This window comes from Amycolatopsis solani (assembly GCF_033441515.1).
In the GTDB taxonomy this organism is placed as follows: Bacteria; Actinomycetota; Actinomycetes; order Mycobacteriales; family Pseudonocardiaceae; genus Amycolatopsis; species Amycolatopsis solani.
On sequence record NZ_JAWQJT010000002.1, the window covers coordinates 708,278 to 726,499 of the forward strand.

Genomic DNA, 18,222 nt, shown 5'->3' on the forward strand with positions numbered 1-18,222 from the left:
GGGGCGCCGCGAGCAGCGGGAGGCTGGTCTACCGGTGAGCAACGGTGACGCTGTGCAGCAGGTGTCGGGGCTCGGGTTTTGGCGTGACCGCCTCGCCTCGGCGCCCAAGGAGCTGCCGCTGCCGGTCGACCGGCCGTACCCGGCCGAGCCGGCGGCCCCGGTCCGGCTGGCCCGGCCCCTGCCGGCGGCCGACGAGCTGACGCTGCTGGCGGCGTTCGCCGTGCTGCTGTCCCGCTATTCGGGCACCGCCGACGTCCTGCTCGGGATCGGCTCGCTGGTGCCGCTGCGGGTGGATCTGGGTGGCTCACCCGGATTCGCCGACGTCCTCGTGCGCCTGCGTGAGGCGCGCGAGGAAGCACTGGCGCACGAGGTGCCGTTCGCCGACCTGGTCGCCGAGCTGGAGCCGGAGCCCGGTCGCGGGGGATCACTGCTCGTCAACGTCGGCTTCGGCGCCCGGACCGAACTCCCGCTCGACCTGAACCTGACCGCGGACGGACTGCTCTACCGCCCTGACGTCCTCGACGAGTCCACTGTGGATCGCATGGTGGACCACTTGGGACGCCTGCTCGACGAGGCAGCCGAGCGTCCACAGTGGCCGGTCGAGCGACTCGGCCTCATGAGCGCGGAGGAACTGCGCCGGATCCTGGACGGCTGGAACGACACGGACCTGACCACGCCGCTCTCGACCCTGCCGGAGCTGTTCGCCGCCCGTGTCCGGGAGAACCCGGACGCCGTCGCGCTCGTCTTCGAGGACGAGGAGCTGACCTACGCCGAACTGGACGCGCGCGCCAACTCGCTCGCCCACGTCCTGATCGGCCGCGGCGCCGGGCCGGAACGCGTGGTCGCCCTCGCCGTCCCGCGCTCGCTCGAGATGATCGTGGCCGAGCTGGCCGTGCTCAAGGCCGGCGCCGCCTACCTGCCGCTGGACCAGGACTACCCGGCCGAGCGGATCGCGTTCATGGTGTCCGACGCCCGGCCGGTGTGCGTGGTGACCACGCGCGAACTCGCCGATCGCTTCGACGGCGACGTCCTGCTCCTCGACGAGGCCGACCTGGCCGGCGCGCCGGACACGGACCCGGCCGCCCGGCTCGTCCCGGCGAACGCCGCCTACGTCATCTACACGTCGGGGTCGACCGGACGGCCCAAGGGCGTCGTGGTTTCCCACGCGGGCGTGGCGAAACTGGTGGCGACGCAGTCGGAGCGGTTCGGGATCGGGCCGCACAGCCGGGTGCTGCAGTTCGCGTCGCCGAGTTTCGACGTCGCTTTCTGGGACCTGTGCCTCGGGCTGCTCTCGGGTGGCCGGCTGGTGGTCGTCCCGGCCGAGCGGCGGGTGCCCGGCCCGGAGCTGGCCGAGTACGCCCACGCCAAGGGCGCCGACTTCATGATCCTGCCGCCCGCGCTGCTGGCCGAGTTCCCCGAGGACTGCGACCTGCCGCGGGACAGCGTGCTGCTCGCGGGCACCGAGCGCGTGTCGCCGGAGCTGGTGCGCCGCTGGGCGCCGGGGCGGCGGATGTTCAACGCCTACGGCCCGACCGAGGCCACGACGAACTCGACGCTCGGGCTCTGCGACCCGGAGATCGCGCCCGGCTCGGCGGTGCCGATCGGCGTCCCGGACCCGGGCACCCGCGCGTACGTGCTCGACGCGCACCTGGCCCCGGTCCCGGTCGGCGTCGCCGGCGAGCTGTACCTGGCCGGCTCGGGCCTGGCGCGCGGTTACCTCGGGCGGCCGGCGCTGACGGCGGAGCGGTTCGTGGCGGACCCGTTCGGTTCGGGTGGACGGCTTTACCGCACGGGTGACCTGGTGAAGTGGCTGCCGGACGGCCGGCTGGTGTTCCTGGGCCGGGCGGACGACCAGGTCAAGATCCGCGGCTACCGGATCGAACTCGGCGAGGTCGAGTCGGTGCTGGCCGAGCACCCGCGCGTCGGCCAGTCGGTCGTCGTCGCCGACGACGGCAGGCTGATCGCGTACGCCGTGCCGGTGCCCGACCGGGACCAGGCGGCCGAACAGGGCCACGTCGACGAATGGCACGACGTCCACGAGGAGATGCTCGCCGGGTCCCGTGGCATCGAGGAGAACTTCGCCGGCTGGAACTCCAGTTACGACGGCTCGGAACTCCCGCTGGCCGAGATGCGCGAGTGGCACGCGGCGACGATCGAGCGGATCCGGTCGTTGCGGCCGAAGCGGGTCTTGGAGATCGGGGTCGGCAGTGGGCTGATTCTGTCGCGGATCGCGCCGGACGCCGAGGCGTACTGGGGCGTCGACCTGTCCGAGAGCGCGATCGAGAACGTCCGGCGCGAGGTCGCCGCGACGTCGTTCGCGGGCCGGGTCCACCTCGCGGCGCGCCCGGCGCACGACCTGGGCGAGCTGCCGGACGAGCCGTTCGACACCGTGATCGTCAACTCCGTCGCGCAGTACTTCCCGAGCGCCGACTACCTCGCCGAGGTCGTGAAGACCGCCGCCGGCGTCCTGAAGCCCGGCGGGACGATCTTCCTCGGCGACATCCGGAACCTCCGCTCGCTGCGGGCGTTCCGGACCGCCGTCGAGCTGCGGCACGGCCGTGGCGACGTCGCGGCGGTCGACCAGGCCATCGCGCGCGAGGGCGAGCTGGTGCTCGACCCGGACTTCTTCCCGGCGCTGGCCCGCGGGCTCGACGGCTTCGACGACGTCGACCTGTGGGTCAAGCGCGGTACCGCCCACAACGAGCTCACCCGGCACCGCTACGACGTCGTGCTGCGCAAGGCTCCCCGGCCCGCGCCGCTCGACGAGCAGGTCGTCGCGTTCGGCGACCTCGGTGCGGTCGAACGGTTCTTGGCGGCCGAGGTGCCGGAGCGGCTGCGCGTCACCGGCATCCCGGACGCGCGGCTGTCCGGCGAGCTGGCCGCGGTCCGCGCCCTCGACCAGGGCGACGCGGCGGCGGCCCTCGAAGCCCTCGGCAGCCGGGACGGCGTCGACCCGGAAGCCCTGCAGCGGCTCGCCGTCGATGCCGGTTACCGGGTCGCGGTGACGTGGGCCGCCGAAGCTGGCGCGCTCGAAGCCGTCTTCATGCGCCCCAATGTGGCGTTCGGTGCGTCAGACGCACCGAACGCCACATTGGGTGCGTCTGACGCACCCAATGCCACATTGGGGCGCTTGGGCACCGCGTACCGGCCGGGGCGTCAGACCGGCACGCCGGGGTCGTACGCCAACAATCCGGCGGCGCGGCGGGAGACCGGTGCGTTCGTGGCGTCGCTGCGGGCGCACGTGCGGGACCGGCTGCCGCTGTACATGGTGCCGTCGGCGTTCGTCGTGCTGGACAAGCTGCCGGTGCTGGCCTCGGGCAAGCTCGACCGCAAGGCGCTGCCGAGCCCCGAGCGGTTCGCCGCCGGGCCGGGGCGCGCGCCGCGCAACCCCGTCGAGCAGCTGCTGTGCGAGATGTTCGCCGACGTCCTCGGCGTGCCGCAGGCCGGGCCGGACGACGACTTCTTCGCCCTCGGCGGGCATTCGCTGCTGGCCACCCGGCTGATCCAGCGCATCCGCGCCGCCGTCGGCGCCGAAGTGCCGGTGCGGGCGGTGTTCGACGCGCCGACCCCGGCCGCGCTCGCCGAGCTCCTCGCCGGGGCCGTCACCGGCACCGAACGGCGTCCGCTCACGCGCGTCACCGAGCGGCCCGAGCGGCTGCCGTTGTCGTTCGCGCAGCAGCGGCTGTGGTTCCTGCACGGCCTCGAAGGCGGGTCGGCGACCTACAACGTCCCGCTCGTCATGCGCCTGTCCGGCGAGCTGGACGTCGACGCGCTGCGTGCCGCGCTGAACGACGTCCTGGCCCGGCACGAGGCCCTGCGGACGGTCTTCCCGGTCGCCGACGGCGTGCCGTACCAGGAAGTCCGGCCCGAAGGGACGGTGGAACTCGCCGTCCGCGAGGTGTCCGATGTGGACGCCGAAGTGGACGCGCTGGTGCGCGGGGTGTTCGACCTCGGCGCCGGCGTCCCGGTGCGCGCCGAACTGCTGACCGCCGACCCGCGCCGGCACGTGCTGGTCCTGGTCGTGCACCACATCGCCGCCGACGGCTGGTCGCTCTCGCCGCTCTGGCAGGACATCGCCACGGCGTACCGCGCCCGGCTGCGCGGTGACGCTCCCGAGTGGACACCGCTGCCGGTGCAGTACGCGGATTACACGCTCTGGCAACGAGAACTCCTGGCCGCCGAAGAGAGCAAGCAGCTCGACTACTGGCGCGGCGCCCTCGACGGCCTGCCCGAGCGGATCACCCTCCCGCTCGACCGCCCGCACCCGGCGGTGTCCGCCTACCGCGGCGGGTTCTTCACCTTCGCCTGGGACGCCGGCCTCCAAGCCGGGCTCGCCGACCTCGCACGCGCGTGCGGCGCCAGCCCGTTCATGGTCGTGCACGCGGGCCTGACCGCGCTGCTGTCCCGGCTCGGCGGCGGCACCGACATCCCGATCGGCACGCCGATCGCGGGCCGCACCGACCCGGCGCTGGACGACCTGGTCGGGTTCTTCGTCAACACCCTGGTCCTGCGGGTGGACACCGGCGGCGACCCGTCGTTCCGCGACCTCGTCGCGCGGGTGCGCGAACGCAGCCTCGATGCCTACGCCCACCAGGACGTGCCGTTCGAGCGGCTGGTCGAGGCGCTCAACCCGGCGCGCTCGCTGGCGCACCACCCGCTGTTCCAGACCATGCTGGCGTGGCAGAACACCCCCGGCACCGGCGTCGAGCTGCCCGGATTGACCGTTACCGAGCAGCCGGTCGGCACCGGCACGGCGAAGTTCGACCTCTGGTTCTCCTTCACCGAACGCGCCGACGGGCTCCACGGCCAGGCCGAGTTCAACGCCGAGGTGTTCGACCGGGCCACCGTGACCGGGCTCCTCGACCGGCTCGAAGTCCTGCTGCGGCAGGTCGTCTCGGCCCCCGACCGCCGGCTCGGGACGCTCGACGTCCTCACGCCCGCCGAGCGCGACGCCCTCGAACCGACCTGGTCGGGCGTGGTCCACGACGTTCCCGCCGTCACCGTGCCCGAGTTGTTCGCCGCCCAGGTCGCCCGCACCCCGGACCACCCCGCGCTGGTCTTCGAGGACGAAGAGCTCAGCTACGCCGAACTCGACGCCGTCTCGGACCGCCTCGCCCGCGTGCTCGCCGCGCGGGGTGCCGGGCCGGAACGCGTGGTCGCCCTCGCGTTGCCGCGCTCGACGCACCTGGTTACGGCGATCCTCGCCGTGCTGAAGACGGGCGCGGCCTACCTGCCGCTCGACCCGGGCTACCCGGCGGACCGCATCGCGTTCATGCTCGAAGACGCGGCTCCGGCGCTGGTGCTGGCGGTCGCGGAGACCGCCGTCGAAGGCGCGCTCCTCCTGGACGACCCGGACACCCTCGCCGGTGCCCCGGACGCGCCGCTCGACGTCGTCGTCCGGCCGGAAAACCCGGCGTACGTCATCTACACGTCGGGGTCGACCGGCCGCCCCAAGGGTGTCGTCGTGCCGCACGAGGGCATCGTCAACCGGCTGCTGTGGATGCAGGACGAGTACGGTCTCACCGCCGATGACCGCGTGCTGCAGAAGACGCCGTCCAGCTTCGACGTCTCGGTGTGGGAGTTCCTCTGGCCGCTCGTCACCGGCGCCACCGAGGTGATCGCCCGGCCGGACGGGCACAAGGACCCCGCTTACCTGGCCCGGCTGATCCGCGACCGCGCGATCACGACCGTCCACTTCGTCCCGTCGATGCTGCAGGTCTTCCTGCAGGAACCGGCGGCGGGGGAGTGCACGAGCCTGCGCCGGGTGCTGTGCAGCGGCGAAGCCCTGCCCCCGGACGCCGTCACGCAGTTCGGCGGCGTGCTCGACGCCGAACTGCACAACCTGTACGGCCCCACCGAAGCCTCGGTCGACGTCACGGCCTGGCGGACGTCCACCGCGGACGTCACGGTGCCGATCGGGCGGCCGGTCTGGAACACCCGGACCTACGTGCTCGACGCCGCCCTGCGCCCGGTCCCGCCCGGCACGCCCGGTGAGCTGTACCTCGCCGGCGTCCAGCTCGCCCGCGGCTACCTCGGCCGGGCCGGGCTCACCGCGGAACGGTTCGTCGCCGACCCGCTCGGCGCGCCCGGGTCCCGGATGTACCGCACGGGCGACCTGGCCCGCTTCCGCCCCGACGGCGTCCTCGAGTTCCTCGGCCGCGGCGACGAGCAGATCAAGATCCGCGGCTTCCGCGTCGAACCCGGCGAGATCGCCGCGACGCTGTCCGCGCACGACGACGTCGCCCACGCCGTGGTCGTGGCCCGCGAAGACCGCCCCGGCGACGTCCGGCTGGTCGGGTACGTCGTGCCCGCCGACAGCGGAAGCTCGGCCGGCGAGGAGACCGAGCAGGTCGGCGAGTGGCGCGAGCTGTACGACACGATGTACTCCGGCGACGGCGACGCGTTCGCCGGGTGGAACTCCAGCTACACCGGCGAACCGATTCCGGTCGCCGAGATGCGGGAGTGGCGGGACGCGATCGTCACGCGGATCCGTTCCCTCGCGCCGAAGCGGGTCCTGGAGATCGGCGTCGGCACCGGCCTGCTGCTGACCGAGCTGGCGCCGGGTTGTGAGTCCTACTGGGGCACGGACTTCTCCGCCGAAGTGATCGCCTCGCTGGGGCGCCGGGTCGCGGCCGATCCCGCGCTCGCCGGGCGCGTCGAACTGCGCACCGGCGACGCCGCCGACGTCACCGGGCTGCCGTCCGGGTTCTTCGACACGATCGTGCTCAACTCCGTCATCCAGTACTTCCCCAGCGGGACCTACCTCCTGGACGTGGTGCGCAAGGCGCTGGACCTGCTGGCCCCCGGCGGGGCGCTGTTCATCGGCGACGTGCGCGACCTGCGCCAGGTCCGGGCGTTCCACGCCGCGGTGGCCGCGGCGCGCGGCGGTGACGTCGAGCAGAACCTGCTGCGGGAGAAGGAACTCCTCGTCGCGCCCGAGTTCTTCGCCGGGCTGGACGGCGTGACCGCCGACATCCGCGTCAAGCGCGGCCGCGGGGTCAACGAACTGACCCAGTACCGCTACGACGTCGTCCTGCGCCCGGGGACGGCCTCGGTGCCGGACGTCCCGGCGCTCGTGTGGGGCACCGACGTGTCCACTGTGGACGAGGTGGCCGCGCGGCTCGGCGACGGGCTGCGCGTCGACGGCGTCCCCAACGGCCGCACGGCGGACGGCGTGAACCCCGAAGACTGGTACGCGCTGGGCGAGGCCCGCGGCCTCGGCACCGTCGTGACCTGGTCGGCGGCCGGCGACGGCTCGGTCGACGTCCTCTTCACGACCGGCGACCCGGCGGGTGCGTTCCGGCCCGGCTCCGCGCAGCTGCTGTCCTACACGGGCAATCCCGGCCGGTTCCGCCGGATCAGCACGCTGTCCGCGGACCTGCGGGCCCTGGCCGCCGAGCGGCTGCCGGAGCACATGGTGCCGTCGGCGATCGTCGTCCTCGACGCGCTCCCGGTGACGGCCAACGGCAAGCTCGACCGCCGGGCCCTGCCCTCGCCCGACCCGGTGGCCTCGACGTCGGACCGCGAGCCGCGCACGCCGGTCGAACGGCAGCTGTGTGAGCTGTTCGCCGACGTCCTCGGCCTGCCGCGGGTCGGCCCGGACGACAGCTTCTTCGCCCTGGGTGGCCATTCGCTGCTGGCCACCCGGCTGATCGCCCGGATCCGCACGAGCATGGCCGCCGAGCTGGAAGTCCGGTCGGTGTTCGAGCGCCCGACCGCCGCGGGCCTCGCCGAGGTCCTCGCCACCGCCGGCGGGACCGCGCGCCCGCCGCTGGTCCGGCAGCGGCGGCCCGAGCCGGTGCCGCTGTCGGGGGCCCAGCAGCGGCTGTGGTTCCTGCACCACCTCGAAGGACCGTCGGCGACCTACAACGTGCCGCTGATCATGCGCCTCGAAGGCGACCTCGACGTCGAAGCGCTGCGCGCGGCCCTCACCGACGTCGTCGCCCGCCACGAAGCACTGCGCACCCGGTTCCCCCAGCGGGACGGCGTGCCCCACCAGGACATCCTCCCGGCCGGAGAAGTCAGCCTGCCGGTCCGGGACGTCACGGACCTCGACGCGGCGCTGACCGGGCTCGTCCGCGGGCCCTTCGACCTCGAGCACGAGGTGCCGGTCCGCGCCGAACTGCTCCGGCTGGGCGCGCGCGAGCACGTGTTCGCCCTGGTGTTCCACCACATCGCTTCCGACGGCTGGTCGATGGCGCCGCTGTGGCGCGACATCGCCACCGCCTACGTCGCGCGCCGTGCCCGTGAGACTCCACAGTGGACACCGCTGCCGGTGCAGTACGCGGACTACACGCTCTGGCAACGGGAACTGCTGGGCCGCGAGGACGACCCGGACAGCGTGCTGAGCGCGCAGCTGGACTACTGGCGCGACACGCTGGACGGCCTCCCGGACCGGATCGAGCTGCCGCTGGACCGGCCGCACCCGGCGACCGCGACCTTCCGCGGCGAACTGCACACGTTCGGCTGGGACGCCGAGCTCCACCAGGGACTCGCCGCGCTGGCCCGCGAATCGGGCGCCAGCGTCTTCATGGTCGTGCACGCGGCCCTCGCCGCGCTGCTCACCCGGCTCGGCGCCGGTACCGACGTGCCGATCGGCTCGCCCATCGCCGGGCGCACCGACCAGGCCCTCGACGACCTCGTCGGGTTCTTCGTCAACACCCTGGTGCTGCGCGTGGACACCGGCGGCGAGCCGACGTTCCGTGACCTCGTGGCCCGCGTCCGCGAGCGCAACCTGGACGCGTACGCGCACCAGGACGTGCCGTTCGAGCGGCTGGTCGAGGTGCTGAACCCGGCGCGGTCGCTGTCCTACCACCCGCTGTTCCAGGTGATGATCGCCGGGCAGAACAACACCCGCGCCGAGGTGACGCTGCCCGGCCTGACCGTCGCCGAGATCCCGGTGACCACCGGGACGTCGAAGTTCGACCTGGCGATTTCGCTGACCGAGCGCGAGGCCGGGATCGACGGCGTGCTGGAGTTCAACGCCGACGTCTTCGACCACGCCGGCGCGGACGCGATCCTGCGCCGCCTCGAAGTGCTGCTGCGCGCGGCACTGGCCGAGCCGGACCGCCCGGTCGGCGCGCTGGACCTCCTCGCCGGGGACGAGCGGGAGCGGGTGCTCACGGAGTGGGCCGGGTCCCTCGACCCGGCGGGCACGGAGACGTTCCCCGGGCTGTTCGCCCGCCGCGTCGCCGAGGCGCCGGACGCGGTGGCGCTCGTCTTCGAGGACGAGGAACTCACCTACGCCGAGGTCGACGCCCGCGCCAACCGGCTGGCGAACCTGCTGCTGGCCCGCGGGGCCGGCCTCGAGCGGGTGGTCGCGCTGGCCGTGCCGCGGTCGCCGGACATGATCATCGCGGAGCTGGCCGTCCTCAAGGCCGGTGCCGCCTACCTGCCGGTCGACGTCGACTACCCGGCCGACCGGATCGCGTACATGACCGAGGACGCGGGCCCGGTCTGCGTGGTGACGACCCGGGACGTCGAGGCGAAGCTGCCCGCGACCCTGCCGCGGGTCCTGCTCGACGACCCGGCACTGGCCGAGATGTCCACAGTGGACCCGGCGGTGCCGGTGCGGCCGGAGAACGCGGCTTACGTGATCTACACGTCCGGTTCGTCGGGGCGGCCGAAGGGGGTCGTGCTCCAGCACTCCGGCGTCGCGAAGCTGGTCGCCACCCAGGTCGAGCGGTTCGGCATCGGGCCGCACAGCCGGGTGCTGCAGTTCGCCTCGCCGAGTTTCGACGTCGCGTTCTGGGACTTGTGCCTCGGACTGCTGTCCGGTGGACGGCTGGTGGTCGTCCCGGCGGAGCGCCGGGTCGCCGGGCCCGCGCTGACCGAGTACGCGCACCGGCACGCCGTCGACTTCATGATCCTGCCGCCCGCCCTGCTCGACGCCCTGCCGGCGGATCTCGACCTGCCGGCCGACAGCGTCCTGCTCGCGGGCACCGAACGCGTGTCGCCGGAGCTGGTGCGGCGATGGGCGCCGGGCCGGCGGATGTTCAACGCCTACGGCCCGACCGAGGCGACCACCAACTCGACCCTCGGCGAGAGCGACCCGGCCGAACTCGCCGACGCGACCGTCGTCCCGATCGGCGTCCCGGACCCCGGCACCCGCGCGTACGTGCTCGACGCCGGGCTGCGGCCGGTCCCGCCCGGCGTGGTGGGGGAGCTGTACCTCGCGGGCTCCGGCCTGGCGCGTGGTTACCTCGGCCGGCCGGCGCTGACGGCCGAGCGGTTCGTCGCGGACCCGTTCGGCTCGGGCGGACGGCTCTACCGCACGGGCGACCTCGTGAAGTGGCTGCCGGACGGCAGGCTCGTGTTCCTCGGCCGGGCCGACGACCAGGTCAAGATCCGCGGCTACCGGATCGAACTCGGCGAGATCGAGTCGGTGCTGGCCGAGCACCCGGCGGTCGGCCAGGCCGTCGTCACCGCGCAGGACGGGCGGCTCGTCGCTTACGCCGTGCCGTCGGCCGGGCGGGACGAAGAAGCGGAGCTGGAGCACGTCGGCGAGTGGCGTGAGCTGCACGAGAACGTCTTCACCGACGCGGCGGCCGTCGGGCTGGAGGAGAACTTCACCGGCTGGAATTCCAGCTACGACGGCACCGAAATCCCCCTCGACGAGATGCGGGAGTGGCACGCGGCGACGATCGACCGCATCCGCTCCCTCGCGAAACCCGCACTTTCACGTGAAAGTGCGGGTCTCGGGCGGGTGCTGGAGATCGGCGTCGGCAGTGGCCTGATCCTGTCGCGGATCGCGCCGGACGCCGAGGCGTACTGGGGCGTCGACCTCTCCGAGAAGGCCATCGCCAACCTGCGGCGCGAACTCGCGGCGACGCCGTTCGCGAGCAAGGTCCACCTGGCCGCGCGCCCGGCGCACGACCTGGGCGAACTGCCGGACGAGCCGTTCGACACCGTGATCGTCAACTCCGTCGCGCAGTACTTCCCGAGCGTCGGCTACCTCGCCGAGGTGATCCGCACGGCCGCCGCGCGGGTCCGCCCCGGCGGCGTCGTCTTCCTCGGCGACATCCGGAACCTGCGCTCGCTGCGCGCGTTCCGGACCGCGACCGAGCTGCGGCACGGCCGCCGGGACACCGCGGCCGCCGACCAGGCGATCGCGCGGGAAGGCGAGCTGGTGCTCGACCCGGACTTCTTCGCGGCGCTGAGCCGGGAACTCGACGGCTTCGACGACGTCGACCTGTGGGTCAAGCGCGGCCACGCGCACAACGAGCTGACCCGGCACCGCTACGACGTCGTCCTGCGGAAGGCGCCCAAGCCGGCGCCGCCGGCCGAGGACGTCGTCACGTTCACCTCGCTTTCCGACGTGGAAGCGCGGCTGGCGGCCGGTCCGGCCCGGCTGCGCGTCACCGGCGTGCCGAACGCGCGGCTGTCCGGCGAGCTGGCCGCCGTCACGGCGCTGGCCGAGGGAGACGTCGACGCCGCACTGTCTGCTTTGGACGGCGAACCATCCGGAGTGGACCCCGAGACGCTGCACGCCCTCGGCGAGCGCCACGGCTACCGCGTGTACGCGACGCTCACCGCCGACGCGGGCACCCTGGACGTCGTGTTCACGACCGGTGACGCGGTCCGGATCCACCGCACCCGCCCGGTCCGCGCCGCCCTCGAAGCGCTCGGCAACCACCCGGCCGGGCAGCGGGACACGAGCGCGCTGGTGGCGGCGCTGCGGGCGCACGTCCGCGACCGGCTGCCGCAGTACATGGTGCCCTCGGCGTTCGTGCTCCTGGACCGGCTGCCGCTGCTGGCCTCGGGCAAGCTCGACCGCCGGGCGCTGCCGAGCCCGGACAAGCAGGCCGCCGGCACCGGACGGGCCCCGCGGACCCCGGTCGAAGAAGTCCTGTGCGGGCTCTTCGCCGAAGTCCTCGACACGTCCGCGGTCGGTGTCGACGACGACTTCTTCGCCCTCGGCGGGCATTCGCTGATGGCGACGCGGCTGGTCGCGCGGCTGCGCGCGGTCTTCGGCGTCGAACTGCAGGTGCGCTCGGTGTTCGAAACGCCGACGGTGGCCGGGCTCGCCGCACTGCTGGCCGGCGCGGACGCCTCGGCGGCCCGGCCCGCCCTGGTGCGCGCCGACCCGCGGCCGGACCTGCTGCCGCTGTCGTTCGCCCAGCAGCGGCTGTGGTTCCTGCACCGCCTCGAAGGCCCCTCGGCGACGTACAACATGCCGACCGCCGTCCGGCTCACCGGCGCCCTCGACGCCGGCGCGCTGCGCACCGCGCTGTCCGATGTGGTCGAACGCCACGAGGCTCTGCGCACGGTCTTCCCGGAGATCGAGGGGGAAGCGCGCCAGCTGGTGCTCGAAGACGTGACGATCCCGCTGCCGGTCCGCGAGGTCACCGGAGCCACGCTCGCCGACGCGGTGTCGGAAGCGGCCCGGACGGTGTTCGAGCTGGAGTCCGAAATCCCGCTGCGCGCGGAGCTGCTGCGGCTGGGCGCCCGGGAACACGTTCTCGTGCTGGTGTTCCACCACATCGCCTCCGACGGCTGGTCGACCGCGCCGCTGTGGCGGGACCTCGCCACGGCCTACACCGCCCGGCAGGCCGGTGAAGCTCCACAATGGACTCCGCTGCCGGTGCAGTACGCGGACTACACGTTGTGGCAGCGGGACGTCCTCGGCGAGCCGGTGATCGAGCCGCAGCTGGCGTACTGGCGCGAAGCCCTCGCCGGGCTGCCCGAGCGGATCGAGCTGCCGACCGACCGGCCGCACCCGGCCGAAGCGTCCTACCGCGGCGAGCAGTTCGCCTTCGGCTGGGACGCGCGGCTCCACAGTGGACTGGTGGACCTCGCTCGCGCCTGCGGGGCCAGCGTGTTCATGGTGGTGCACGCCGGCCTCACCGCGGTGCTCACCCGGCTCGGCGCGGGCACCGACGTCCCGATCGGCACGTCCATCGCCGGGCGCACCGACCAGGCGCTCGACGATCTCGTCGGGTTCTTCGTCAACACCCTGGTGCTGCGCGTGGACACCGGCGGCGACCCGACGTTCCGTGACCTCGTCGCCCGCGTGCGGGATCGCAGCCTCGACGCGTACGCCCACCAGGACGTGCCGTTCGAGCGGCTGGTGGAGGCGCTGAACCCGGCGCGGTCGCTGGCGTACCACCCGCTGTTCCAGACGATGCTGGCCTGGCAGAACAACGCCGTCGCCGACCTCGCCCTGCCCGGCCTCACCGTCGCGGAGGAACCGGTCCGCACCGGCACCGCGCGCGCCGACCTGGTGTTCTTCGTCGGCGAGCGGCCCGGCGCCCAGGCCGGGATCCGCGGCACGGCCGAGTACAACAGCGACGTCTTCGACCGCGCGAGCGTCGAGGCCGTCCTGGCGCGGCTCCGGACGCTGCTGGCCGCCGTCGTCGCCGACCCGGACACCCGGATCGGTGCCGTAGACCTGCTCACCGAGGCCGAGCACGACCGGCTGGTCCCCGACCCGGCGACCCCGCTGCCGGCGCAGACCACAGCCGAGCTGTTCGTGGCCCAGGTCGCGCGGACTCCGGACGCCACCGCGGTGGTCTTCGGCACCGAGCGGCTCACGTACGCGGAGCTGGACGCGCGGGCCACGACGCTCGGGCGGGCGTTGCTGGCGCGGGGTGCGGGACCGGAGCGGGTCGTGGCGGTCGCGCTGCCGCGCTCGGCCGGCCTCGTTGTCGCGCTGCTGGCGGTGCTCAAGACCGGCGCCGCCTACCTGCCCCTCGACCTCAACCACCCGGCCGAGCGCGTCGAGCTGATGCTCACCGACGCCGAGCCGCACCTCGTCATCGCCGAGGACGGCTTCGGGGACCGGCTGGTCCGGCCCGGCGACACCGGGCCCGAACCGAGGTGGCCGTCGATCAGCCCGGACCACCCGGCGTACGTGATCTTCACGTCCGGCTCGACCGGCCGCCCGAAGGCGGTCGCCGGTACGCAGCTCGCCTTGGCGAACCGGCTGCACTGGGGCCGTGAAGCCGCCGCGGGCGTGCGCGTGGCCAAGAGCGCGCTGACGTTCATCGACGGCTCGACCGAGCTGCTCGGCGGTCTGGTCGCGGGTGATCCGGTGGTCCTCGCCGACGACGCGACGGCCACCGATCCGCTCGCGCTGGCCGAGCTGGTCCGGACGTCCGGCGCTCAGGTGCTGACCGTCGTGCCGAGCCTCCTCGACACCTTCGTCGAGGACACGCAGGCCGACGCGTTCGCCTCGGTGACCACCTGGATCACCAGTGGTGAGCCGCTTTCCGAGGCGCTCGCCGAGAAGGTCGCACGCCGGTGGCCGTCGGCGAAACTCGTCAACCTGTACGGCTGCTCGGAGGTCGCGGGCGACAGTCTCGCGCAGGAGTGCGGGCCGGTGGCCATCGGACGGCCGGTCGCGAACACCCGCGCGTACGTCCTCGACGCCGCGTTGCGGCCGGTGCCGCCGGGCGTCCGCGGCGAGCTGTACCTGGCCGGCGCCGGGCTCGCCCGGGGCTACCTCGGGCGTCCGGCGCTCACCGCGGAACGGTTCGTGGCTTCGCCGTTCGAAGCGGGAGAGCGGATGTACCGCACCGGTGACCTCGTCCGCCGCCGTCCCGACGGCGCGCTCGACTTCCTCGGCCGCGCCGACCAGCAGATCAAGATCCGCGGCTTCCGCGTCGAGCCCGGCGAAGTCGAGGCCTTGCTGACGGCCGATGCCGCGGTCGCCCGCGCGGTCGTCGTCGCCCGGGAGAACCGGCTGATCGCCTACGTCGCACCGGCGGGCGACCCGGTGGCGCTGCGGGCCCGGCTCGCCGCCCGGCTGCCGGAGTACCTCGTGCCCGCGGCCGTCGTGGTGCTGCCCGAGCTGCCGGTGAACGCCAACGGCAAGCTCGACCGCGCCGCCCTGCCCGCGCCCGAGGCGCGCTCGTCCGGACGGGTCGCGCGGACCCCGGCCGAGCAGGCGCTGTGCGAGCTGTTCGCCGACGTCCTCGGCGTGCCGGCGGTCGGCCCGGACGACGGCTTCTTCGCCCTCGGCGGGCATTCGCTGCTGGCGACGCGCCTGGTCAGCCGCATCCGCGCGCTGCTCGGCGTCGAAGTGCCGATCCGCGCGGTGTTCGACGCGCCGACCCCGGCCCGGCTCGCGGAAGTTCTCGACCCGGGCCGCCGCAGCCGCCCGCCGCTCGCGCCGGTCGAGCGGCCGGACGTCCTGCCGCTTTCGTTCGCGCAGCAGCGGCTGTGGTTCCTCGACCGCCTCGACGGGCTGTCCGCGACCTACAACATCCCGTGGGCGTGGGAGCTGACCGGTCCGGTCGACACCGGCGCGCTGCAGGCGGCGGTGCGCGATGTGGTGGAGCGCCACGAGATCCTCCGGACGCTCCTGGTCGAGGAGCAGGGCACCCCGCGGCAGATCGTCCTCGACCCCGGGGACGAGCGCGCCCGCCCGGTCCTGGTCACCGAAACGGCCACCGACCTCGACGAGCGCGTCACCGCGGCGGCGTCGTACTGCTTCACCCTCGACGCCGAGATCCCGATCCGCGCCACCCTCGTGTCGGCCGGGCCGGAGCGGCACGTGTTCGTGCTGCTGGTGCACCACGTCGCGGGGGACGGCTGGTCGCTGCCGCCGCTGAAGCGGGACCTCGACACCGCCTACGCGGCCCGGCGGCGCGGCGAACGTCCACAGTGGACACCGTTGCCGGTGCAGTATGCGGAATACACGCTGTGGCAGCGCGAGATGTTCGGCCGCGCCGACGACCCGGACAGCCTGCTCGGCCGCCAGGCGGCGTTCTGGCGCGACGCACTGGCGGGCCTGCCCGACGAGCTGGCGCTGCCGGCCGACCGGCCGCGCCCGGCGCGCTCGACCAACCGCGGTGCCGCGGTGCCGTTCACCGTGCCCGCGGAAGTCCACAGTGGACTGCGCGAACTGGCCCACGGCAGCGGTACCAGCACGTTCATGGTGCTGCAGGCGACCCTCGCGGCCCTGCTCACCCGGCTCGGCGCGGGCACCGACATCCCGCTGGGGACGCCGGTGGCCGGGCGCACCGACCACGCGCTGGAGGACCTCGCCGGGTTCTTCGTCAACACCCTGGTCCTGCGCACCGACACCGGCGGCGACCCGACGTTCCGCGACCTCCTGGCGCGCGTCCGGGAGGCCGACCTCGCCGCGTACGCCCACCAGGACCTGCCGTTCGAGCACCTCGTCGAGCTGCTCAACCCGGCGCGGTCGCTGGCCAGGCACCCGCTGTTCCAGGTCATGCTCGCCGTGTACCACTCCGGCCGCGAGCGGGAGCGGCTGCTCGGGCTCGACGCCGCCTACCGGGACACCGGGCTGCGGCAGGCGAAGTTCGACCTGTCCTTCGACCTGGTCGAAACCCCCGACGGCATCGAAGGCGACCTCGAGTTCAGCCTCGACCTGTTCGACGAGCCGTCCGCCCGGACGCTCGCCGAACGCCTGGTGCGGCTGATGACCGCCGTCGTCGCGGACCCGGACCGGCCGCTGAGCCGGATCGACGTCCTCGAACCCGTCGAGCGGGACCGGATCCTGCGTGACTGGGGGACCGGCGCGCCGCTGACGACGGCCGCACCGACGGTCGTCGACCGGCTGGCCGCGCAGGTGGCGGCGACCCCGGACGCGACCGCGCTGAGCGACGCGGACTCGAGCGTCACCTTCGCGGAGTTCGCCGCCCGGACCGACCGCCTCGCCCGGTGGCTCGCGTCGCACGGCGCGGGCCCGGAGAAGGTCGTGGCGCTGCTCCTGCCGCGGTCGGCGGCGGTCGTCGAGGCGATCTTCGGCGTGTTCAAGACGGGGGCGGCGTACCTGCCGATCGACCCGGACCAGCCGGCCGGCCGGATCACGGAGATCCTCGCGGACGCCGGCACCGCGCTGGTGCTGACCAGCCGCGAGCTGACCTCGCCGGTGCCCGGGGCGCTGTTCGTCGAGGACATCGTGGACAGTGCGGCGCCGCTGAAGCCGCCGTCGCCGTCGAACCCGGCGTACGTGCTCTACACGTCCGGATCCACGGGCAAGCCCAAGGGCGTCGTCATCCCGCATTCCGGGCTGGTGAACCTGTTCCACAGCCACCGCGAGACGCTCTACCGCCCGGCCGTGGCCGCCGCGGGCGGGCGGCGGCTGCGGGTCGGGCACGCGTGGGCGTTCTTCTTCGACGCGTCCTGGCAGCCGCAGCTGTGGCTGCTCGACGGGCACGAGGTGCACGTCGTCGACGACGACACCCGCCGGGACCCGGCCCGGCTGGCGGCGGTGGTGCGCGAGCGCGGCCTCGACTTCCTCGAACTGACGCCGTCGCACTTCACCCAGCTGGCCGAAGCGGGCGTGGTCGAGGACGGGCAGTGCGCGCTCGGCGTCGTCGGCGTCGGCGGGGAAGCCGTTTCCCCGTCGCTGTGGGAGACGCTGCGATCGATGCCGGGCACGGCGGCGTACAACCTCTACGGGCCGACCGAGGCCACCGTGGACGCGCTCGTCGGGCGGTTCGCCGACGCGGACCGGCCGGTAGTCGGCCGCCCGGTGCACAACACCCGCGCGTACGTCCTCGACGGCGGCCTGACGCCGGTTCCGGCCGGGGTGCCGGGCGAGCTGTACCTGGCGGGCGCCGGGCTGGCCCGCGGGTACCACGGGCGTCCGGCGCTGACCGCGGACCGGTTCGTCGCCGACCCGTTCGGGCCGCCGGGCGAGCGCATGTACCGCACCGGCGACCTCGTGCGGTGGCGGCCGGACGGGCAGCTCGAATACCTCGGCCGCACCGACGACCAGGTGAAGGTCCGCGGCTTCCGGATCGAGCCCGCCGAGATCGAGGCGGCGCTGACCCGGCACGAGGACGTCGCGCAGGCCCTCGTCGTCGTCCGCGAGGACCGGGACAAGCGGCTGGTCGCGTACACGACGCCGTCCACTGTGGACCCGGTGCGGCTGCGGGAGTTCGCGGCGCGCTCGCTGCCGGAGTACATGGTGCCCGCGGCGATCGTCCCGCTCGACGCGTTCCCGGTGACCCCCAACGGGAAGCTCGACAAGGCCGCACTGCCGGTGCCCGAGTTCGCGACCCGGGGGCGCGCCCCGGAAACGGCACTGGAGAAGACCCTCTGCGAGATCTTCGCGGAGGTGCTGGACGTCGCCGCCGTCGGCGCCGACGACGACCTGTTCACCCTCGGCGGTCACTCGATGCTGCTCGTGGTCCTGCGCAACCGGATCACCGAGCGGCTCGGGACCGAACTCCCGATCGCCGAGTTCTTCCGCACCCCCACCGCGGCCGGTCTCGCCGCGCTGGTGACCCGAGACGCGAGGTAACG

1 protein-coding gene is annotated in these 18,222 nt (G+C 73.9%); it reads left to right on the forward strand.

All coding sequences use genetic code 11. The annotated features are described in order from the left end of the window. Positions 1-34: 34 nt before the first annotated feature. The gene (locus tag SD460_RS23890; RefSeq protein WP_438860845.1) at positions 35-18,220 is read left to right on the forward strand and encodes a non-ribosomal peptide synthetase; all 18,186 of its coding nucleotides are present in this window, start codon (positions 35-37) and stop codon (positions 18,218-18,220) included. Positions 18,221-18,222 lie beyond the last annotated feature (2 nt).